Source organism: Acinetobacter tjernbergiae DSM 14971 = CIP 107465, from assembly GCF_000374425.1.
GTDB lineage: Bacteria > Pseudomonadota > Gammaproteobacteria > Pseudomonadales > Moraxellaceae > Acinetobacter > Acinetobacter tjernbergiae.
Map to the genome: position 1 here is coordinate 1 of NZ_KB894355.1, position 20,736 is coordinate 20,736.

The 20,736-nt window shown below is 39.1% G+C and carries 21 protein-coding genes; 11 read left to right on the top strand and 10 right to left on the bottom strand.

Features of this window, described 5'->3' with window-relative positions; translation table 11 throughout:
- Positions 1 to 329: 329 nt before the first annotated feature.
- Genes C502_RS0102595 through C502_RS0102605 form a run of 3 tightly spaced genes read right to left on the bottom strand, consistent with a single transcriptional unit; the run spans position 330 to position 3,134 of the window.
- A complete protein-coding gene (locus tag C502_RS0102595; RefSeq protein ID WP_018677305.1) occupies positions 330 to 1,388 on the bottom strand; it encodes a DUF6670 family protein in 1,059 nt (352 codons plus the stop codon).
- 16 nt (positions 1,389 to 1,404) lie between these two features.
- Positions 1,405 to 2,238 (bottom strand): CDP-diacylglycerol--serine O-phosphatidyltransferase, encoded by an 834-nt coding sequence (gene pssA / locus C502_RS0102600; protein ID WP_018677306.1) that lies wholly within the window; start codon positions 2,236 to 2,238, stop codon positions 1,405 to 1,407.
- Between the two features lie 38 nt (positions 2,239 to 2,276).
- The gene (locus tag C502_RS0102605; RefSeq protein ID WP_018677307.1) at positions 2,277 to 3,134 is read right to left on the bottom strand and encodes a 23S rRNA (adenine(2030)-N(6))-methyltransferase RlmJ; all 858 of its coding nucleotides are present in this window, start codon (positions 3,132 to 3,134) and stop codon (positions 2,277 to 2,279) included.
- A 118-nt stretch (positions 3,135 to 3,252) separates the two neighbouring features.
- Here C502_RS0102605 and C502_RS0102610 point away from each other — a divergent pair, with 118 nt between their 5' ends.
- Both C502_RS0102610 and C502_RS0102615 read left to right on the top strand, forming a co-directional pair.
- Entirely contained in the window at positions 3,253 to 3,876 is a 624-nt protein-coding gene (locus C502_RS0102610; RefSeq protein WP_018677308.1) for a 2OG-Fe(II) oxygenase, read from the top strand.
- A gap of 63 nt (positions 3,877 to 3,939) precedes the next feature.
- Positions 3,940 to 4,467, top strand: coding sequence for a hypothetical protein (locus C502_RS0102615; protein ID WP_018677309.1), 528 nt, complete (start codon positions 3,940 to 3,942; stop codon positions 4,465 to 4,467).
- A 28-nt stretch (positions 4,468 to 4,495) separates the two neighbouring features.
- On the opposite strand, the gene C502_RS0102620 is transcribed toward C502_RS0102615, so the two are convergent.
- The 4 genes from C502_RS0102620 to C502_RS0102635 form a co-directional block, all read right to left on the bottom strand.
- Complete coding sequence (locus C502_RS0102620) at positions 4,496 to 4,738, bottom strand: DUF2789 family protein (protein ID WP_018677310.1); 243 nt, start codon at positions 4,736 to 4,738, stop codon at positions 4,496 to 4,498.
- Between the two features lie 157 nt (positions 4,739 to 4,895).
- Positions 4,896 to 5,882, bottom strand: a complete 987-nt coding sequence (locus tag C502_RS0102625) for a malate dehydrogenase (protein WP_018677311.1) — start codon at positions 5,880 to 5,882, stop codon at positions 4,896 to 4,898.
- A gap of 167 nt (positions 5,883 to 6,049) precedes the next feature.
- The gene (locus tag C502_RS0102630; protein WP_081401088.1) at positions 6,050 to 6,736 is read right to left on the bottom strand and encodes a ribonuclease T2 family protein; all 687 of its coding nucleotides are present in this window, start codon (positions 6,734 to 6,736) and stop codon (positions 6,050 to 6,052) included.
- A gap of 28 nt (positions 6,737 to 6,764) precedes the next feature.
- Positions 6,765 to 8,672, bottom strand: a complete 1,908-nt coding sequence (locus C502_RS0102635) for a lytic transglycosylase domain-containing protein (protein WP_171067605.1) — start codon at positions 8,670 to 8,672, stop codon at positions 6,765 to 6,767.
- A gap of 299 nt (positions 8,673 to 8,971) precedes the next feature.
- Here C502_RS0102635 and miaB point away from each other — a divergent pair, with 299 nt between their 5' ends.
- The 4 genes from miaB to C502_RS0102655 all read left to right on the top strand — a co-directional run bounded on the left by miaB (position 8,972) and on the right by C502_RS0102655 (position 12,484).
- Positions 8,972 to 10,423 (top strand): tRNA (N6-isopentenyl adenosine(37)-C2)-methylthiotransferase MiaB, encoded by a 1,452-nt coding sequence (gene miaB, locus C502_RS0102640; RefSeq protein ID WP_018677314.1) that lies wholly within the window; start codon positions 8,972 to 8,974, stop codon positions 10,421 to 10,423.
- Between the two features lie 40 nt (positions 10,424 to 10,463).
- Positions 10,464 to 11,540, top strand: a complete 1,077-nt coding sequence (locus tag C502_RS0102645) for a PhoH family protein (RefSeq protein ID WP_018677315.1) — start codon at positions 10,464 to 10,466, stop codon at positions 11,538 to 11,540.
- A 148-nt stretch (positions 11,541 to 11,688) separates the two neighbouring features.
- Positions 11,689 to 12,174: an rRNA maturation RNase YbeY gene (gene ybeY / locus C502_RS0102650; RefSeq protein ID WP_018677316.1), complete on the top strand. Its 486-nt coding sequence runs from the start codon at positions 11,689 to 11,691 to the stop codon at positions 12,172 to 12,174.
- Positions 12,175 to 12,184: 10 nt separating this feature from the next.
- The gene (locus tag C502_RS0102655; protein WP_026315722.1) at positions 12,185 to 12,484 is read left to right on the top strand and encodes an antibiotic biosynthesis monooxygenase family protein; all 300 of its coding nucleotides are present in this window, start codon (positions 12,185 to 12,187) and stop codon (positions 12,482 to 12,484) included.
- Positions 12,485 to 12,555: 71 nt separating this feature from the next.
- Here C502_RS0102655 and C502_RS0102660 read toward each other — a convergent pair whose 3' ends face one another.
- Both C502_RS0102660 and C502_RS0102665 read right to left on the bottom strand, forming a co-directional pair.
- Positions 12,556 to 14,694: a TonB-dependent siderophore receptor gene (locus tag C502_RS0102660; RefSeq protein ID WP_026315723.1), complete on the bottom strand. Its 2,139-nt coding sequence runs from the start codon at positions 14,692 to 14,694 to the stop codon at positions 12,556 to 12,558.
- 285 nt (positions 14,695 to 14,979) lie between these two features.
- On the bottom strand, positions 14,980 to 15,867 hold the full coding sequence (locus C502_RS0102665; RefSeq protein ID WP_023274642.1) for an energy transducer TonB: 888 nt from the start codon (positions 15,865 to 15,867) through the stop codon (positions 14,980 to 14,982).
- Between the two features lie 242 nt (positions 15,868 to 16,109).
- Between C502_RS0102665 and C502_RS0102670 the strand changes: the two genes are divergently transcribed.
- From C502_RS0102670 to C502_RS0102680, 3 genes are all read left to right on the top strand, one after another.
- On the top strand, positions 16,110 to 16,790 hold the full coding sequence (locus tag C502_RS0102670; protein ID WP_023274643.1) for a hypothetical protein: 681 nt from the start codon (positions 16,110 to 16,112) through the stop codon (positions 16,788 to 16,790).
- Between the two features lie 198 nt (positions 16,791 to 16,988).
- Positions 16,989 to 17,693, top strand: a complete 705-nt coding sequence (locus C502_RS0102675) for a DUF3108 domain-containing protein (RefSeq protein WP_018677321.1) — start codon at positions 16,989 to 16,991, stop codon at positions 17,691 to 17,693.
- 88 nt (positions 17,694 to 17,781) lie between these two features.
- Positions 17,782 to 18,357: a xanthine phosphoribosyltransferase gene (locus C502_RS0102680; protein WP_018677322.1), complete on the top strand. Its 576-nt coding sequence runs from the start codon at positions 17,782 to 17,784 to the stop codon at positions 18,355 to 18,357.
- 50 nt (positions 18,358 to 18,407) lie between these two features.
- On the opposite strand, the gene C502_RS0102685 is transcribed toward C502_RS0102680, so the two are convergent.
- Positions 18,408 to 19,190: a YwqG family protein gene (locus C502_RS0102685; protein WP_018677323.1), complete on the bottom strand. Its 783-nt coding sequence runs from the start codon at positions 19,188 to 19,190 to the stop codon at positions 18,408 to 18,410.
- A 171-nt stretch (positions 19,191 to 19,361) separates the two neighbouring features.
- Here C502_RS0102685 and thyA point away from each other — a divergent pair, with 171 nt between their 5' ends.
- Both thyA and C502_RS0102695 read left to right on the top strand, forming a co-directional pair.
- Positions 19,362 to 20,204, top strand: coding sequence for a thymidylate synthase (gene thyA, locus C502_RS0102690; protein WP_018677324.1), 843 nt, complete (start codon positions 19,362 to 19,364; stop codon positions 20,202 to 20,204).
- A gap of 21 nt (positions 20,205 to 20,225) precedes the next feature.
- Positions 20,226 to 20,735, top strand: a complete 510-nt coding sequence (locus C502_RS0102695; RefSeq protein ID WP_018677325.1) for a dihydrofolate reductase — start codon at positions 20,226 to 20,228, stop codon at positions 20,733 to 20,735.
- Position 20,736: the final 1 nt, after the last annotated feature.

Here is a 20,736-nt window from a genome sequence, read left to right on the forward strand (position 1 = left end):
ATTTTTACCATTCAATCAATGAAATATTTTCGATCGATCAATCAGTAAAAATCCACACAAGTTGTTCTTCTATTCTCTTAATGATCTTCTCGATGATTCGTCATCATCAAGCTAGGTCGGCTATGTTACTCTAATTTCAACTAAAGTCAACAGGTAATTTAGATATTTTCAAAACCTACCAATCTTTCCAAGAATCCAACCTTTAAGCCAAATCCTTGTTTCTCAACAAGTTTTTATCTGCATCACCGCCGATGGATGTGCATTCTACAGTATTTCAGATCGCTTGCAAGTGCTTTACTCAAATTTATTTAAATTATTAAATCAAGCGCCTATTTTTTACACAAATAAGGCTGAAAATGCGGAATTTGGTCCATTATTTGTTCAGATTTATTTTTTTCTTGCCAATGTAATGGTCTGCAATCGATATATTCACAATATCCTGAACCTTTGTGATTTTCATTATTCCATATCAATTCATAATGAAAGCTACCAACATAACCCGCCCCTAACCCAAATTTATAATCTCCTCGGCTTTGAGCTTTGAGTTGAAATATAATTTGGTTCTTTTCTTGGTATTGCCACATAAATTCTCGTGCCAAATACATTTCACGTCCATCTGGTGTTTGAACTTTAGGATAAACACGCGTGATATCAAGGATGACTTGATGATCATAAAGAATTGATCTCTGTTCATTCGACTGTATTTCAATTCTTGAAAAAACAATATTGTTCCATTGGTTTCTTAATTCAGACAAGATGATTTGCAAGTTTGCACTCACTTGTATGACTTGATACGTAAAAAAATGAAAGGCAATAAAGGGGAAGTAAATCGCTCGCGCGTGTTTCAATATTCCTTGTGCTTCAATTTGATATTTTTGTTTTTTATATGTGATTTCACCTTCGCATTGACAACGGGCGTACCAATAATCCCCCACTCCCCAATGTAAAGCTGAATGATTTTCGATGTCAGCACGAATATTCACGGTAAGTTGACAACTTAATTCTTCATCTATGCGCTTAAAATAATAATTAGGAAAATCAACTTGTATTTGATCAACATCTAAAAATTGATAACGATCTTGCTCTAATTGACATTGTTCTTTTGCACTGTAACTTTTAAGGTGCCCTACTGTAGACAAACCACTGGTGACCAGAACGGTAGCGGTATCAATTGCTGTTGTAGTAATGGCACTTGCATTATAGCAAATGGGAATACGCGGTTGCCCGATCAGACTAATAAAATTTAAATAATGAAAAGGCTCAGGTAAATTCGGCAGAATAAGTGCCTGATAAACAATCTTAAATAAGCCTTTGGGCGGGTAGAAGGTTAAAGCATCTGACTTATTGAGGTTCAGCTGCTTTAATTGATTATTACTCATCAATGGCATACTGAACCTCCATATTTTAAGTTGTTATTTTTGAATCATTCTTTTTAGCAAACAAGGTCGTTACAAATCCTGAGAGTGCATAAATAATACACACAACTAAGATTCCTACTGGAATGTTGTACGTGATTGCAGCAAAAATCAAGACTACAGGCAACATCACAACAAAAGGTACACGTTTACGATCCATTTGTTTAAACGAGTAGTATTTGATATTTGAAATCATCAGCAACCCAACCACGATCATTACAATACAGTTAATCACCTGAATCACAATATCTTTCAGATCAAAAACAAATGGATAATCACGACCAACCCAAACTAAAGAAATGACCGTGACTGCTGCAAGTGGACTCGCGATTCCAATAAAGTAACGTTTATCTACAACACCGATTTGCACATTAAAACGAGCTAAACGAAATGCAGCACAGGCGGTATAAATAAAACAACATGCTAAGCCAATACGCCCCAGATCATGCAAACTCCAGCTATACATCAAAATTGCAGGTGCGACACCAAAAGCAAGTAAGTCAGAAAGTGAATCATATTGTTCACCAAATGCACTTTGCGCACCAATCGCTCGTGCAACTCTCCCATCTAAACCATCAAGCAACGCAGCTAAAAATATGGCATAAATTGCTTGATTAAAGTTGCCATTCATACTGGCAATAATCGAATAAAAACCAGAGAGTAGTGCCGCAGTAGTTATTAGATTAGGCCATAAATAAATACCACGACGTTTCACTTTTTGCCCTTCATGCGTTTGTTCTTCTTCTTCAACTTCAAAGGTGATGCCATCAAAAGAATGATCATCTTTATTTAAGTCAGCATCAGGTTTAAGAGAATTTGTCATTATTTTCAATTCCTCGAGAATATTTTGACGCTGATGGGTTATTCACCCACCAACCAACGCACAGCAGCATGACCACCATTTTCACTCATGCGTAAATGTGGAAATAGCCATTGTAATGCTTGATCTGCATCTTCTGAGAATTTCCAAGGTGGATTAATCACAAGTAAACCACAGCCATTCAATCCAACTGGCGTGTCGTCTGGCCATACACAAATTTCACAAATGAGCTGACGGCGAATTCCCGTTTTAAACATTTTCTTTTCAAAACGTTCAATCATCGCGCGGTCTTTAATTGGATACCAAACTGCGAATACGCCTGTTGGCCATTTTTTATGGGCAGCTTGCAGCAATTCAACCAATTGTGGGAAATCTTTACGCTCAATTTCATAAGGTGGGTCAATCATGACCAATCCACGCTTTTCTTTTGGTGGAATTACACCCAAAAGACCTTCATAAGCATCACGCTCATGTAAGCCTGCACGTTTATCACGAATGTTAAAATACAATTGTTGAAACACATCACGTTGCATTTCAAAAATAGTCGCTTTATCAATATCACGCATGCCTTCAAGTGCAAACCAAGGTGAACCTGGGTAAGCGCCTTTACCAGAGCCTGCACGCATATCTTCAACAACTTTAAGATATTGTTTTATACCTTCAGGTGCATTACGTTTAATCGACTCATCAAGCTTGACCAAACGGTGTATACCCGTTAAGAACTCACCTGATTTTTGTGCTTCAGAAGTAGATAAATCATATTTACCTGCACCACCATGTGTATCTATATATCGATAAGGTTTATCTTTAGCATTTAAACGAGCAAGCAGTTGAAGCAAAAGCACATGCTTCATAACATCGGCAAAGTTACCTGCATGGAAATGGTGACGGTAATTCATGTTGACAATTATTCCTCAATTCAGAGGATAGTTTAACATGAAAGAAAAAAGTATTCTTTAGCGTTGATGTGATCGTCTAAAATTGTACTGTAATCAGATGAATATTCAGTGGAGCGCTATGCAAGACCCCCTACTCTCTCAGGCTTTAAATCTTCACCCATGGAACTTAGACCAAGTTTTGGATGATTTAAATGAGTTTGGCTTTGCCTTGATTGATGATGTCTACTCAAATGACTATGTACGAACTCTTGCACATGAATGTACGTCTCATCTTGCGGAATTCAGAGCAGCAGGCGTTCAAAATGGTGTCGTCAGCCATATTCGCAGTGATCATATTTTATGGATTAATGGTCAACTTCCACTTGCACAACAACATATTCAAACTTTAGAACATCTATCTCAAGCTTTAAATCAGGCTTTTTATCTGGGTATTAAAGAAGTAGAAGCTCATTTCGCTTGTTATAATGCAGGTGAGTTTTATGCATTACATCGCGATAATCCGCAACAGAAAAATGACCGAATGATTTCAACCGTTTTCTATTTGCATGAACACTGGCAAGACGATTGGGGTGGTCAATTACGTTTGCAGGATAAAAATGGTCAGTGGCATATCATCCAACCCTTAGCGAACCGTCTCGCTATCTTTCAAAGTGATTTATTACACGAAGTACTTCTATCTAAACAGCAACGTTTATCCATTACCGCATGGCTGCGCAGTGGTCATTCGATTTGGCACGGCTAAACCTTTAAATTCCTGAAAACAGCCCGATATAGTTTCTCATAACTGATGATTTTGGATCAATGAATGTCTACTGAAACTCAACAAGTCATTGCTCGAATTGGTGAAACCGACCAACTCTTTTTAAGCAACAATACGCCTGAACTTGCTTTAGAACGCGCTGATCTGCGCTTGCAGTTGGTCGTTTTGAGCCATATTCGTCAGGAACAACTGCACTTTCTCCAAGAAGCAATCGTGCTCCTCGAACAAGCACGTATTGAATATGAGGAAATGCCTCTCGATTTATATTTGAATTTATCTTTATATCTCGCCAAAGCCTATATGATTTACTTTGAGCTAAGCAAAGAGCAGCGTTTCGCCTTAATTACACAGCAAATTCTTAAACCTCTGGCATATAACGATCACTTAGATATTTATTTTTTCTTGGCTTACGCTTCAGCAGCGAAACAAGAACCAGCATTAACACGACATTGGTTGAAAAAATATGTGTCTTGCTTAGACCATGATTTAGAATTATTACAAGCGCACCCTGCTTTCGCAATTGCTCGTCAAGAAGACTGGTTTAAACTGCTAATTCAAAGCAAAGCTCACTAAACGAGCTTTGCTTTTACTAAGGATGGGATCAGTGGGTACTATCGACATGTAACTGCTGATTCAACTCATCAATCACGATTGCCCATTCATCATCTTTCTCAATATGACTTTTTAAAAAATCTCGCTGACCCGCACTCCAAAATACGGCTTCATGTAATTTTTGATCCGCATTGAGTTGATGTTCTTTTACAAAAGTTTCAATTGCTGCTTCATCAGCACTCAATCCAAGCTGTTCAAATAACAGTTCAAGTGTCGGTTGTTGTTCAAACATTATTATTCTCCAAACGATTTACCTTATAGAAATAATCTAACAGTAAATACATAGTGTCAGCATATGCATGCCTATATTTTCTTGTTGTTTTTTGTGTTTATACATAAAAAAAGCACCCCTCAGAAAGGAGTGCTTTTCAACTTATCAAAATGATAAATTAGTTTAACATGTCCGCAATTGCAGCACGTTCATCTTCAAGTTCTTGAAGTGTGATGTTCATACGCTCACGGCTGAACTCATCAATTTCAAGACCTTCAACACGTGTGTATTCGCCATTTTCACAAGTTACTGGCACACCGTACATTACGCCTTCTGGAATACCATAAGAACCGTCTGAAGGGATACCCATAGTTACCCATTTGCCGTTTGTACCCAACGCCCAATCACGCATATGGTCGATTGCAGCATTTGCAGCAGAAGCAGCAGAAGACAAACCACGTGCTTCGATGATCGCAGCACCACGTTTACCAACAGTTGGAAGGAACACATCTTTGTTCCATTCTGCATCGTTGATCTTGTCTTTTAAGCCTTCGCCATTTGCAGTTGCAAAACGGTAGTCAGCATACATTGTTGGAGAGTGGTTACCCCAAACCGTTAATTTTTCGATATCAGAAACAGCAACACCAGCTTTTTGAGCAATTTGAGTCAAGGCACGGTTGTGGTCAAGACGTAACATTGCTGTAAAGTTTTTCGCTGGAAGATCTGGAGCAGATTTCATTGCGATATAAGCATTGGTATTTGCAGGGTTACCTACAACCAATACTTTAACGTCACGGCTCGCAACTTCGTTGAGTGCTTGACCTTGACCGATGAAGATCTCGCCATTCACTTTTAACAAGTCAGCACGTTCCATACCAGGACCACGTGGACGTGAACCAACTAATAAAGCATAGTCAGCATCTTTAAATGCAACTTTAGGATCATCAGTCCCGATCATGCCCGCCAATAATGGGAAAGCACAGTCATCAAGTTCCATCATCACGCCTTTAAGCGCTTGTTGAGCTTTCTCAAAAGGAACTTCAAGCAATTGTAAAATTACTGGTTGATCTTTACCTAACATTTCACCGCTTGCGATACGGAATAATAAGCTATAACCAATTTGACCAGCAGCGCCTGTAACGGCAACACGAACGGGTTGCTTCATGTGATATTCTCCAATGAGATGCGTTTGCACGATTGAACGCTATGGTGGTTCAATCGAATTATCATAAACGGCAAAGATTGTACTCTAAAGCGAACACAGATGCATGTAAAAGAGAATGAATTTCAACAAAAGTCTGATAGAAAATACAAATTAAGTCAGGGAAATATTTAATAACTTCCTTTAATTGTAAATTCATTCGGGCAACCCGTTACAATATGGCTTGCACATTGTTTGTACTGACCATTTTTTTGATAACACACCCGAATCTCAGTCAAAATAGAATCAAACTTTGAAGACTGACAAGTAAAACGAATACCATTCGGCGGTAATGACGGATTTAATTTGGTAAATTGTTGTCTAAGATTTTCTTTTTGCACTTCAATCGTGTTTGGACTGGTCAAATCCGCAGGGACTTTCAGGCGCTCAGCGAAATTAATCACTGTTCTGAAATATTGACTGGCATTCATCGGTACACATCCACCCACATTTTGCCAGAGTTGCACTCGCGCATTTTCATCAGGCATCACTCGTGCAACAACTTTCGCTTGTAAAGGTGTCAATTTGGCAGACGTTTTCGTTTCACAATCGCGCCCAGCAGGGACTTCGGGCAATAGACTAGAAATTGTGAGGGAATACCCTTCTAAACACTTTCGCTGTTTTTGTCTTGATGAATCAAATGAACAGGCAGCAGGTGTCATTTGCACGTGCATCACATAGCCTGCGATATCCTGACTATCAGCTGCATATAATGGCGAACCAACTGACAAGACAAAGTAACAGACTAAAGCCTGCACCCATCTCATTAACCGTCCCTTGAATAAATTCATAGATTTCATCAAATATAAGAACTTCATTATTTCAAATTAAACATTATTGTGTCTTTTAGGGTTCATTACGTACTGGAATCGTACTCATGCGCTGTTCTAATGATTGCGCACCCTGCCCTAACACGACACCATAATGGGTTGCATTGGTCATGACATGTTTTACATAGTCGCGTGTTTCCAACAAAGGAATGGTTTCCGTGTATTGATCAGCTGCCATGATTTGGAAATCAGGCTGCCAACGTCTCGCTCGATTCGGCCCTGCGTTATAACCTGCCGTTGCTAATACTGCATTACCGCTCAGTTGGCTCTGAATCATTGAAAGATAATAAGTACCATAACGAATATTGGTATTCATTTCACTCAAAGCTGCTGGGTTATAGGTTTCACCCATTTGGCGAGCCACCAGTTTTGCCGTATTTGGCATGATTTGCATTAAGCCACCCGCACCAACATGAGAACGTGCAGACGTGACAAAGCGGCTTTCTTGGCGCATTAAACCATATGCCCAAGCAGGATCAATACCAGCATTGTAACTGTGACTGGTCACATTGCTACGATGTGGTGTTACATAGCGATAAGTATCATTATGCCGAGATGTTGTACGATCAGCCGCATAAATTGCACGATCATACCAACCCATATCATGTGCTTGCTTAGCCGCAGCTAAAAGCAAGCCATCATCATGTTGCAAATAGGCTTGGCGAACTGCCCAGTTCCATTCACGATTAATATAATTTGCTGGAGCATCTACATTTTTTAAGGCAAATGCCCGTTTAAAATGAATATTTTGATTTAGGCGTTGAATATCTTGTGAACTTGGCTGTTCATTATAAGGTTGGTGGTTATAGCGCTCACCTAAGCGATCCTTCGCCAACAAGTTATGGTAATCATCACCAGCTTGTGCCAGCTTGCGGTAAATCTGTTGTGCTGCTTGCTTTGAAGCAGTATCCGAGCGTTGCTCAGATGCACGCGCTAACCAATATTGCCAACGATCTTCTTGTTTCTGCGTAATTGACATGGCATCAATCGCGCGAATCAAACTTTCCCATGCGCCAAATCGAATGGCTTGACGTGCGTAAATTTCAGCTTCTTCTGGGCTGAATGGATAACCATAACTTTGATCATAAGCATTTAACACTTCACGATTAAAGCCATTCTTCATCACCGTTGTACCACCGATATAACCGATCGTGCGATACAAATATTTCTGTACAGGCTGCGGTGTATCTTGAGCAACTTTTTGAAGATTACCCAAAGCATTGGTGAAATCACTGTCTGCAACACGACCTAATGCAAAAATTAAATAGGCATAATCAGCATCATTGGCTTTCGGAGCGGTCCACAAATATGCTAATGGATTGGCTTGAATTTGATTCAACTGAGCTAAGGACAAATCCAGACCTATAGTTTGTGCTGTCGCAATCGCTAAACCAGATTGCCCCGCACGGAGTTGTCCCCAAAGTCGTTGTTGGCGATCTTGAGCAGTCATCAATGGGCTAGATAACATAAGTCGACCTAAACCATTACATGATTCAGGTTGGGTATTTGTGGTTAACCAAATATCTTTGTATTCCGCAAAAACCAGACTATCGCCTGTTTTGGCGCGAACTTGTGCAACCGCACAACTCTCTTCTTGGTCGGGGTTCGTCACATAACTGAGTACAGGTTTTGCTTCGGTAAAACTGGCTTGTTTTACTTTTTCCTCAACATAATCTGCCGCCAATTTTTCTGCCATCGCGGATTGAGGATAACGTTGCGCAAAACTAATAATTGAAGATGCGGGTTGTAACCCAAGATTGTTATTGAGTTTCCAATATTCTGGATAATAGCCTAGTGCATCATTTTGCATTTCATATTGGTATTGATCGAGTAAAGCAAGATTGCCTGAACTCGCAGCAGGTAATGCATCATTAAATTGCTCGTCCAAAGCATATACAGATGAACATATAACCATACCGCCCATCGCAATCAGCTGACGGAAGTTTTTCTTGTTATTCACTTTATGACTAACGGTTGTTATAAATTGGTGTTGCTTATTCATCTTCATCAATACGTTTGCTCAATTTTTCCCGCCATTATAGTGTAATAAGTCTAAGTTCCAACTATTGTTGTGTTATGTAACTTACTGATTCATATTCATTAAAATTTATCCATTTTTATTCACAAACTGTCCATTTTTGTCAGTTTTTTATTCTCTGCGTTCAGGCAAAAATGCTGTTATAATCCGCGGTTTGTTTAAATCCACCTTGTTTAGGAGCCTGCATGACGGTTCAAACATTCATTCCAAGTGCTGTAAAAGCTGCTTCAGAAAACACTGTTACCCAGCCAACGCACACCGCTGATGTTTCAATTAAAAAATTATTTATTGAAACGCAAGGGTGTCAGATGAATGAGTATGACAGTCATCGTATGGCAGACTTATTGGGTGATTCGCACGGTTATGTGCTGACTGACAATCCAAACGACGCAGACATTCTGCTGATGAATACCTGTTCGATTCGTGAAAAAGCACAAGAGAAGGTCTTCAGTGGTTTAGGTCGTTGGCGCAAACTCAAAGAACAGAACCCTGATCTCGTGATTGGTGTTGGCGGTTGTGTTGCCTCTCAAGAAGGTGACAATATTCAAAAACGTGCGCCTTATGTCGATATGGTATTTGGTCCACAAACCTTGCACCGTTTGCCACAAATGCTAGATCAGCATCAAGCACAGATCGAAAAACCAAAGAAAGAAAAGATCAAATTGGTTGATATTTCTTTCCCAGATATTGAGAAATTTGACTTTCTGCCCGAGCCACGTGTTGAAGGCTTTAAAGCATTCGTTTCAATTATGGAAGGCTGTTCTAAATACTGTTCATTCTGTGTTGTACCTTATACCCGTGGTGAAGAAGTTTCTCGTCCACTGGATGATGTATTGGCTGAAATTGCAGGTTTAGCTGAAAAAGGCGTACGTGAGATCAGTTTACTTGGTCAAAACGTGAATGGCTATCGTGGTGAGACCTTTGAAGGCGAAATTTGCACCTTCCCTGAACTACTTCGTTTAGTGGCTGAAATTCCAGGGATTGGTCGTTTACGCTATACCACCTCTCACCCACTTGAATTTTCTGATGATTTAATTCAATGCTATCGTGATTTACCGCAAATGGTTTCGCATTTACATTTACCAGTACAAAGTGGTTCGAACGATGTATTGCAAGCCATGAAGCGTAATCACACCATTGATGTCTATATCGATAAAATTGCCAAGCTACGAAAAGTACGCCCAGATATGCATTTATCGAGCGACTTTATTATCGGTTTCCCAGGTGAAACAGATCAGCATTTTGCTGAAACCCTACAGTTCATTAAAGATTTAGATTTCGATCATTCTTATAGTTTTGTGTACTCAAAACGTCCGGGTACGCCTGCATCAGACTTACCAGATAGTACGCCTGAGCAAGTCAAGAAAGATCGTCTCGCTCAAGTTCAGCAAGTGATTAAACAATCGAGTATTGATAAAACAGATGCAATGCTGGGTAAAGTTGAACGCGTCTTGATTGAGAAAGTATCAGATAAAGATCCGAATGTCTTAATGGGCACTGCGGATAATACCCGTTTAGTCACCTTCATTGGTGATGCAACATGGGTTGGACGCTTTGCAGAAATTGAGATCACTGAAATTAAAACTTTAAATTTAGTTTATGGTGAACTCTTGAATCTTGAACCTGACGTGGCGTAATGTAAGGGGTACTCTTACAAATCGACAAAAAGGGTTTCTCTTGACTGCAGCGATTCAACGTACAGTAATGTTCCCAGAAATTTCAATGGAACGTTTGAAAAGCATGCTCGGTGCGTATAACGGGCATATAAAGCAAATCGAACAACGTTTGGATGTCAAAATTAGTCACCGAGGCGATGCTTTCTATCTTGATGGTAGTATCGAAACGGTCGAAAGAGCCGAAGCATTATTGCAACGGCTCTATCAAGAATCAGAACTTTCCCCTCAAATCAGCGCCGATGTTCTTCATTTAATGATTCAAGGTTCACAGACAGACCGTGAACTTATAGAAGATGCAGATCAAGAACATACGGGCTTAGATAACGTTTGGTTACAGACCCGTAAAGGGCGAATTAACCCACGTGGTGCGAACCAAAAACGCTATGTGCAACGTATCTTACAAAGTGATATTTCATTCGGTATTGGCCCAGCAGGGACAGGTAAAACCTACCTTGCGGTTGCTGCCGCAGTAGATATGCTTGAACGTAACGAAATTCAACGTATCCTATTGGTTCGTCCTGCGGTTGAAGCGGGTGAAAAACTGGGCTTTTTACCAGGTGATTTAACCCAGAAAATTGACCCCTACCTACGCCCACTTTATGATGCACTCTATGAAATGCTGGGCTTTGATAAAGTTGCCAAACTGATTGAACGTCAAGTCATCGAAGTTGCCCCACTGGCCTATATGCGCGGACGAACGTTAAATCATTCCTTTGTCATCTTGGATGAAGCACAAAACACCACACCTGAACAAATGAAAATGTTTTTAACACGTTTAGGGTTTGGTTCTCGTGCAGTCATCACAGGTGACGTCACTCAAGTCGACTTACCTCGTGGGCAACAATCTGGCTTGGCACAGGCGTTACGTGTACTTGAAAATATAGATGAAATCCATATCACTCGTTTTCACTCTCGAGATATTGTGCGTCATCAACTGGTACAAAAAATTGTCGAAGCATATGAGGGCTGGGATTGTGAACAACAACGCTTATCTGCTGAAGCTCGTGCCGAACGTAAAGCTCGACAAGAAGCACTGACTGCAGAAAATGACTCTGCGGCAGATGCACAACACATTTAGAACAACCCTCTAACCCTCTGTTTAGAAAAATCCCGCTAAGTCCCCCTTTAATAAAAGGGGGACTTTCCACGAAATAAAGGAAATACTTACATTCGTGAAATGCCTTCCTTTAAAAAAGGAGGTCGGGAGAGATGATTAAGGATCTATTTTGAAAATCAACTTAAGCCTTCAACAAGACTTTCAAGCAACTGAATTACCACTTAAACGTGGTCAAATGAAAAAGCAGATTGAAACTACACTACGCCATGTCGGTTTCGATGTGGACTGTGAAATAGGGATTGCCTGTGTTGATCTTGCAGAAAGCCATGAGCTGAATCTGCAATATCGTGAAAAAGATAAACCCACCAATGTGCTGTCTTTTCCAAGCGACATCCCAGAAGAAATGCTCAGCTTACTGGATGCAGAACCTCTAGGTGACTTGGTGATTTGTATTCCTGTGGTTTTACAAGAAGCAACTGAACAACAAAAGACGCCAAGCGATCATTTCACCCATTTACTGGTTCATGGCGTTTTACATTTACTTGGCTATGATCATGAAACCAGTGAAGCTGAAGCAGAAGAAATGGAAGCTTTAGAAATTGAAATTCTCAAAAAACTAGGGATCACCAATCCGTACCAAGCAGATGAGATTTAATCAAGCTCCTATGTATATCGTCATTTTTAAAGCCAAGATCAAACAACTTGATTCGACCTACTCAGAAATGGCACAAAAACTGAGGAATAGAGCATTAAGCCAATTTAACTGCGCCAAGTTCGAAGCATGTAGTGAAAATGGTTTTGAAATTGCACTGTCTTATTGGCATAGTCTTGAAGATATTAAACATTGGCAACAAGATGCAGAACATCAAGTTGCGCAACGCTTAGGCAAAGAAAAGTGGTATCAGGACTTTAGTGTGGAGATCTGCAAAGTTGAACGTGCTTATTCAAGTCAAAATGGCTTGTGAATAACACGCGACTTATCCACATGTGTAATAAAAAAACGGCTGAATTCAGCCGTTTTTTTATTATTTATTTTTTAGAATTGATAACGTAAGGTCAATGTTGCATTACGTGGAGCGCCATAGACCATGCCATTCATACCAAGACCTTCATAATATTTTTCATCAAATATATTATTTAGGTTCAATTGTGCCTTGATATTCTGATCAAAATCATAGCCGACCATTAAATTAGTCAATACATAGGCATCCTGTGTAATTTGACCTAAACTTTCATCTACGTAAGTCTTGCTCTTATAATTTAAACCACCGCCCACGCTCCATTTATCCAATTTATATTTGGTAAATAGATTAGCAGTGGTGCGTGCTGATGTCGTTTGTACTTCTTTATCATTCGCATCTTTAGCATTGAAATGAGCGACACCAAAGCTCATATTCCAGTTTGGTAAAATCTCGCCATCTAGTTCAAATTCAACGCCTTTGCTCTTTACTCCATCTACACTACGATAAGCATCAACAGGTTGACCATTCACCGTAATTTTCTCTCCTGTGATCTCTGCAACATTATCCTGCTGGGTCTGGAATACTGTAAATGCGGCATTTAATTTGCCCTCATAGAATTCACCTTTTAAGCCTGTTTCATAATTTTTACCTTCACGGGGATCCAAATATTTACCATCCAGACCTCGTTTATCTTCTGGCTTAAAGATACCTGTATAACTGGCATACCATGAATAATTATCCAGAAAATCAAAGATTAGACCTGCATAAGGAGTAACCTCGTTATTAAACTCCCGATTACCATCACCATCTTCACTTTCATATTTCCAGTTAGATAAACGTACGCCTGTTACCAGTTTTAAAGGTTCTAACAGGGTAAATTTACCTGCGACATAAGCGCCTGTTTGAGTCGTTTTATTGGATGGCATTTTATTGTTGTTATTGATTGAACCCAGAAGTCTTGAATTTGCGGCTTCATCAAAGTCAATTACATAATCATCAAGCAATGGATTACCATAAGCGGCATCCGTTTTTTTGCTCTGGTTATACATAAAGCCTGCGATCACTTCCTGCTTTAAACCAGCAATGGTAAATGGGGCTGAAACTGAAGCATCCACATTATTCTGGGTAAATGTAGATTCACTCGTATAAGGATATAAATCCGATGCACTATTGGTCGCCTTGTCTGCACCATTCAGATCCCATATATACAATAAAGCAGTTTCGCCTTTTAATTGACGATAGTCATAATTGACATTTAGGCTAATGTCATTCCATAATTTTTGTTTAAATGTGGCAAACGCAGAAGTTGTATCCGCATTCCAGTATGTCCAGTCAGAAGTAACTGTTTTAGAACGGTCGAAATTAGTACGTGTACCATCGCTATAAAATGCTGGCAAACCACCCCATTTAATCCCATTTCGTTCAAGATTCTGATAACTTGCACCTACTGATAAATAGGTACTATCGGTTAAGTCTGCATCAATCACACCATAAACCAGATTATTGTCTTTATTATAGTGATCAGCAAAGGAATCCATTTGCTCGTGTTTTACCACCACACGACCACGAACACTGCCATCCGAGTTTAATGGCGTAGAAACATCGGCAGTACTACTCCATGCATTCCATGAACCTAAAGAAGTACTAACATTTCCTGTCAACTCTTTAGAATTTGCATGTTTTCTAACCATATTAATCGCAATGGCAGGGTTTCCTGCACCTGTCATCAGACCATTCGCCCCTTTTACCAATTCTACCCGATCATATAGACTTAAATCTGGATCGCCCGCATTATCAAAATCTGAAGTGCTTGGCACACCATCAAACAAGTAATAATCGACATCAAAACCACGAGCCGTTGGATATTGGCGCTCATCCCACTGGTTTACAGTAACACCTGTTACATTCTTCAGTAATTCCTGAAAAGAATTGATATTGGCATCATCCAAATATTCACGGCTAATCACTTTAACTGATTGCGGTGTTTCACGTAGAGACAAATTCAGCTTTGTAGAAGTATTAGTACTCTTTGCTGTATAACTTTTTGTCCCTTCTGTGGTTGCTGTATTTTCCTTCTCTGCATTTACAGTAATGGTCGGTAGCACAACATTTTCAGTTGTTGATTCAGCGTAAGCAAATGATGGTAAAAGCACCGCCATAGCGAGCATCAGTGGATGTGCTTTGAAAGTTTTTAACAATGTATATTGATACATGGAAGAATGCCCTTGATCGTATGGAACATTTGAAAACATGCACGCCTACCCCACAGCAATACTTAAAAAGGATGCACGCATTTCAAAATTAAAGATAATCTAAAATATACAGCGAATGATAATTGTTTTTATTATTATTTCAAATTTATTAAGGTGAATTTAATTGTCTGTTTTTATTTAATTAAAAATAGGGTTAAAACTTGCTAAAAATTAATATTTTGATTTTTATGAAATTTTTAATTGATTTTTTATGATCACAAATTTCTATCGAGCTGAGATATGAGTTCAATGTACCTCGAACTCCGCATCTACAGGGTCAAAACGCCATGTCCGAATAATGCGTAACTCAGAAATATCTTTTTTCATATTGGCATCGAATGCTCCAAATGGCGCACCACGGCGAACCGATGCTTTTGCCGCTTCATCTAAAATGGCATGCCCAGAACTCTCAATTAAACGAATTGCACGGATTCCGCCTTCTGTATTCAAAATCACCATCAAACGAACTTCACCTGCTAAGCGTTGTTGTTTTGCTTCATCTGGATAATAACGGTTACCATACAATTCAACTTTCTGACGGAACTTGTCGAGATAAGCCGCAGATGCATCCTGTTTTGCCTGAATCCCATCGATGGTTTTAATCCGTTGTTTACGGCTGAAATCTTGCTGTCGCTGTAAATATTGTGCTTCTAGGCTCGCCACCATCGCAGCTTTTGCCTGAAATTGACTTTGTAACTCATCTAAGGTTTTTTTACGTTCACTTTGTTCTGCTTGTTTTTGCCAACTTAGAATCGTCATTAAGACTTTTTCTTCAAATTTTAACTCTCGTTTTTGCTGAATCTTTTCTAAGCTTTCTAACTCAGACTCCCCTGTTGTCGCATCTGCTTTCATCGGTGCAGGCATATCACTCGACATACGATGTGCTTCACGAAAATCACCTGAACCTTTTTGATCAGCTTGTGCTAAAAAATCTGCATCTTTGACCTTATCTTGGCTTGGGCGAACCGTGACGGCGATTTCTTTAGTTGAGGTATCGGTCGGTGACGGCATTGCAAACTGAATTGCGAGCACAGCGCCATGCAGAAGCATCGCTAAAGTAACGGCCCCAACAAAAATTGGATCTTGCCACCAGAATGTAGGCAATTTAGATTGAAGATTTATATTCTTTAGCATGGTATTAAGCGGCAAAAATGCCTTATCCCCAACGGTGATAACCGTATAAAAACCCAACCAATATTCAAAATTTTACAAAAATGTGATCCACTTATGGCTAGAGTGTTTTGATACCATCATTTTATGAAAATGTAGCAATTAATTTTGCTACACTGCAAGTCAGAAATTTATTTTTATTTTTTATTGAATGCAAAGATCGTGGCATTGCTATCCCTATCAATTCACTTTCTGGAACAACTTTTATGCAAACGCTAATTTCATCCGTTGTTAAACGTCTACGTAAAGTTTACCAAAAAGCCGAAGAATTCATTGAAGAGGAAAGAGAGTTTTCACTCTCACAAGTTTTTGTCAATGCGACAATGGAACGCTACGTCACAGAAAAAGTAGCAATCATTAAAGATCTTCATGCCGATCTATATGATGGATGGCTACGTTTATATGCCACCATTGATGTGAAAGGTTTACATACCACCTTGTCTGTTGACTTAAAGCTTATTCAGATGGAAATGAATAAAGATGTGCAACTCATGGTATTTGAACAAATCAGCAATACTCAAGTGATCGAAGCTAGTTTTAAAAATATTTTCCAGAAATGGGGCTTCTATGTTGCGATTTGGTATTATCAAAAATTTCGTGATGAAGACCCACTCGGTAAAATTTTAGAACATTTTGAAGTTGTTTCAGTCCAAGATGAATTACTTTATTTGGATTTAAATCGCTGGTTTAAAAAGAAAGCAAGTATTATTGAAACACTAAGTAAAGTTCATGTGAACCGCGCGAGAGTTCGCCCTGCTGAGTTAATTGTTTGGGGCAATGTTAATTTAGCTGCTATTTTGTACCCGCCGAATGACGATGACTTTGATGAAGATGGGTTAGAGGACACAGAAGTTACGCCAATTCAGCAAAAAGATGTGAGAAAATAATCAAATGACATCTGTGTGGCATGGGCTGTTCCAGTGCATGCCGCTAAAATAAATATCTTCATGATACATACGAAAAATTAACAAGCATTTAATAAAAAACCTGATTTTTTCTTCATAATCTACAGGCATAATAACGACAAATCGTAATGATAAAGAGTGATTTCGTTATCTGTAATCATTCCAAGGATATATACTGTGATGACAAAGAAATTATTGAAAGTAGTTGGTATTACTTCAGCTACCATTCTAAGTGTGAGCTTATCTAGTCACGCATTAGCCATGACTCCATTCCAAGCAAGCTATCAATTCAGCTATAACAATAAAAACCTCGGCTCAGCAACACGCACACTTTCCCAACAAGGTAATAACTGGACTTATCAATTTAGTGCAAAAGCGGGTGGAATTGCGTCTGCTTCTGAAACCAGCCAATTTAGTTTTGCAGAGAATAAGATCACTTCGCAAAAATTTAGCCGTAGCAGTAAAATTTTGATTCACAGCAACACGATGAGTATTAACTTCAATCCGAATAGTAAAATCATCAACACCAAAAAAGATGACACTGCACGTTCATTTGCATGGCAAGCAGGTGCATTGGATGAACTCAATGCTGAATTGCAAATTCGTGAGGATTTAAAAAGTAATTCTTTAAAAACCAAATATTTAATTGCTGATGCAAAAGCATTAGACGATCGTCGCTTTGTCAAACAAGGTACGGAAACAGTTAAAACAAATTATGGGACGTTCAGCACCATTAAAGTGGTCATGCAACATGATCGACCTGAGCGTAACACCGTATTTTGGTTAGCGCCAAAACTCGATTATCTACCTGTCAAAATGGCACATAACGATGGTAAATCGTCTTATGGCTTATTATTAACAGGCTATTCAGGTAAGACCAACTAACCATTTGGTCAATTTTAACTTGCAATTTTTTAGATGCTTTTTAAAATATGCCTTTGCTTGAATAAGCATCCGTTTAGAGGATTCTCCCGTGTACGCTTTAGAACAGAAAATCTTAAATGAAGGTATCGTTCTATCTGATCAGGTTTTGAAAGTCGATGCTTTCTTAAATCACCAAATTGACCCTGTGTTAATGCAACAGATTGGTAAAGAGTTTGCTGCCCGCTTTAAAGATGCTGGCATTACTAAAATTATTACCATCGAAGCATCAGGGATCGCACCTGCGATCATGACAGGTTTAGAACTCGGTGTTCCTGTGATTTTTGCTCGAAAATACCAGTCATTAACGCTCAAAGATGATCTTTACCGTTCTAAAGTGTTCTCGTTCACCAAACAAACTGAAAGTACCATTGCGATTTCAAACAAGCACATCAATTCAAGTGATAAAGCACTCGTGATTGATGATTTCTTGGCAAATGGTCAAGCAGCATTAGGTTTAATCGACTTGATTCATCAGGCAAATGCTGAAGTTGTTGGTGTAGGTATCGTGATTGAAAAGTCATTCCAACCTGGTCGTGATGTATTACTTGAAAAAGGCTATCGTGTTGAGTCTTTAGCACGTGTTGAGTCTTTAACTAATGGCAAAGTTATTTTTGTCACAGAATAAGATTCAACATTGAATAAAAAAGCGGATGAATCTTCATCCGCTTTTTTATATTAGCAACAATCCCAGTTATACAAGACTTTGGAAAAGTCACGTTTCTTTAAGTCTTCAGGATGAATAAAGAAATTTGCCACACCACAATCACCCCACATAATATTGACTCCTTTACTATCATCAGTATCGACCTGAAATAGTAAGGTATAATCCATAATATTTTTGTTATAGTCTCGTGGATCAGATTGAGTAAAATACGGATAACCGCCTAAGCGATGTCCCATTGCAGACAATGTCTCACTATATGCTACATAGAAGTCATTTTCACCTGTTCCAATATTAAAACCATGGTCATCAATACTGATTGGCTGCTGCTCAAGTTTAAATTCAACTGCGTATTGTCCATCAAAAGGTAAATAATCAAGATCATCTTCCTCGATTTCAATATCAGAAAAATCCTGTTTAAGCTGCTGAATATCATCAATCACATGCTCAAAATACAAAATCCGAAAATCTGATTGCTTTTGCTTATTGTCATAATTCATACCAAATGAATCATCAGCTGCAATATAAAATTGCAAAATCCCCTTGTCTGGGAAATTAGGTAAACTTGGAATTTCAGCAAAATTAAACTGGGCCAATAAAGCTAGAGGGTTGCCATGAGAATCTAAAGGATAAGCAACATCTAAAGGTAAATACGGTTTTCCGCCCACCTTACTCTGCCATACAGTTAATCTATCATTAGGCGTGAGTTGCATACTGACTGTTGGCAAAATAGTAGCCGATATTTTTTCTAAGAATGGCTGCAAACTGTTCGGCAAACTTTCTGGTTTAAAATTCATTGTATTCATTACCCATGTCGTTATTTATAGAATCTAATATAAAACAATCGGCTATACTGGAACAGAGCATAAAGATTCGACTGCGACAATCAATGTCGCCAAATTCAAAAGATATTTATTACATAATTCTGATAAAATCAGCGCGATAAAAATTTGCGATTAGGAATCACGATGCGCACTTACTTAGACCTTTTACAACATATCCTCGACAATGGCGGCGACAAAGGCGACCGTACTGGCACAGGTACACGTTCAGTATTTGGTCATCAAATGCGCTTTGATCTTTCTAAAGGCTTTCCACTATTAACGACAAAGAAAGTACACTTCCGCTCTATCGTGATTGAACTATTATGGTTTCTCAAAGGGGATACCAATGTTCAATATCTCAAAGACAATAAAGTCAGCATTTGGGATGAATGGGCAACCGCAGAACAAACTGTACGTTTTGGTCGCCCTGAGGGTGAACTTGGTCCTGTTTATGGACATCAATGGCGCAACTTTGGCGCAACCCAAAATGAAGATGGTAGCTATCAGCAAAATGGTTTTGATCAAATCCAATGGCTTATAAATGAAATCAAGACCAATCCAAATTCACGTCGTTTGATCGTTTCAGGTTGGAACCCAAATGAAGCAGGGAAAGTGGCTTTACCACCGTGTCATACCCTGTTCCAATTCTTTGTACAAGACAACAAACTATCATGCCAATTGTATCAGCGTAGTGCTGACGTGTTCTTAGGTGTGCCCTTCAATATCGCTAGCTATGCACTACTTACGCATATGGTTGCTCAAGTTTGCGGTTTAGGTGTTGGGGACTTTGTTTGGACGGGTGGTGATACTCATTTATATAGCAACCACTTTGAGCAAGCACAATTACAACTTACCCGTGAGCCTCTGCCTTTGTGTCAATTAAAGCTCAATCCTGAGATCACCGATATTTTCGATTTTAAATTTGAAGATATTGATATAGTCGGTTATGAGTCACACCCTGCAATCAAAGCACCCGTTGCAGTTTAAATAGATCAGAGAGAATATAAAATGGCATGGCAAGGTCTTGAAGTTGTACACGTTGTGGCAATGGATAAAAATAACTGTATTGGCAAGGGCAATGCTTTGCCGTGGCATATCTCAGCCGATCTAAAACACTTTAAGGCAATTACCCAAGGTGGTGTTGTGATCATGGGGCGTAAAACCTTAGAGTCAATGGGACGCGCACTTCCAAATCGTGTGAATTGGGTCATCACGCGTGATTTAGATTGGCAATTTGAGGGCGTTAAAGTAGCACATAGCATTGAAGATGCTTTGACTCATGCACTTACAGACGTACAACACTCTGAAAAAGCATCTTTATTTATTATTGGGGGTGGAGAGATTTTTACTCAAACCCTTGCGATTGCCGATCGTCTTGAATTAACGCATGTTGATTTAGATGTACAAGGCGATGCACATTATCCAAAAATCTCTGAGGATTTTCGTAAAGTAAACTCAGAACAACACATTGATGAAAAATCAAATATAGCCTTCGAGTTTGCGACCTACCAAAAATAAA

Bases quoted from the DNA above. Each gene is read 5' to 3' on its own strand.
- C502_RS0102685 (WP_018677323.1), bottom strand. From the start codon at position 19,190: ATGAATTTTAAACCAGAAAGTTTGCCGAACAGTTTGCAGCCATTCTTA.
- C502_RS0102665 (WP_023274642.1), bottom strand. From the start codon at position 15,867: ATGCTAAAGAATATAAATCTTCAATCTAAATTGCCTACATTCTGGTGG.
- C502_RS0102695 (WP_018677325.1), top strand. From the start codon at position 20,226: ATGGCATGGCAAGGTCTTGAAGTTGTACACGTTGTGGCAATGGATAAA.
- C502_RS0102625 (WP_018677311.1), bottom strand. From the start codon at position 5,882: ATGAAGCAACCCGTTCGTGTTGCCGTTACAGGCGCTGCTGGTCAAATT.
- C502_RS0102660 (WP_026315723.1), bottom strand. From the start codon at position 14,694: ATGTATCAATATACATTGTTAAAAACTTTCAAAGCACATCCACTGATG.
- miaB (WP_018677314.1), top strand. From the start codon at position 8,972: ATGACGGTTCAAACATTCATTCCAAGTGCTGTAAAAGCTGCTTCAGAA.
- C502_RS0102620 (WP_018677310.1), bottom strand. From the start codon at position 4,738: ATGTTTGAACAACAACCGACACTTGAACTGTTATTTGAACAGCTTGGA.
- C502_RS0102635 (WP_171067605.1), bottom strand. From the start codon at position 8,672: ATGGGCGGTATGGTTATATGTTCATCTGTATATGCTTTGGACGAGCAA.
- C502_RS0102595 (WP_018677305.1), bottom strand. From the start codon at position 1,388: ATGCCATTGATGAGTAATAATCAATTAAAGCAGCTGAACCTCAATAAG.
- C502_RS0102630 (WP_081401088.1), bottom strand. From the start codon at position 6,736: ATGAAGTTCTTATATTTGATGAAATCTATGAATTTATTCAAGGGACGG.
- pssA (WP_018677306.1), bottom strand. From the start codon at position 2,238: ATGACAAATTCTCTTAAACCTGATGCTGACTTAAATAAAGATGATCAT.
- C502_RS0102655 (WP_026315722.1), top strand. From the start codon at position 12,185: ATGTATATCGTCATTTTTAAAGCCAAGATCAAACAACTTGATTCGACC.
- C502_RS0102675 (WP_018677321.1), top strand. From the start codon at position 16,989: ATGACAAAGAAATTATTGAAAGTAGTTGGTATTACTTCAGCTACCATT.
- C502_RS0102610 (WP_018677308.1), top strand. From the start codon at position 3,253: ATGCAAGACCCCCTACTCTCTCAGGCTTTAAATCTTCACCCATGGAAC.
- C502_RS0102605 (WP_018677307.1), bottom strand. From the start codon at position 3,134: ATGAATTACCGTCACCATTTCCATGCAGGTAACTTTGCCGATGTTATG.
- thyA (WP_018677324.1), top strand. From the start codon at position 19,362: ATGCGCACTTACTTAGACCTTTTACAACATATCCTCGACAATGGCGGC.
- C502_RS0102615 (WP_018677309.1), top strand. From the start codon at position 3,940: ATGTCTACTGAAACTCAACAAGTCATTGCTCGAATTGGTGAAACCGAC.
- C502_RS0102670 (WP_023274643.1), top strand. From the start codon at position 16,110: ATGCAAACGCTAATTTCATCCGTTGTTAAACGTCTACGTAAAGTTTAC.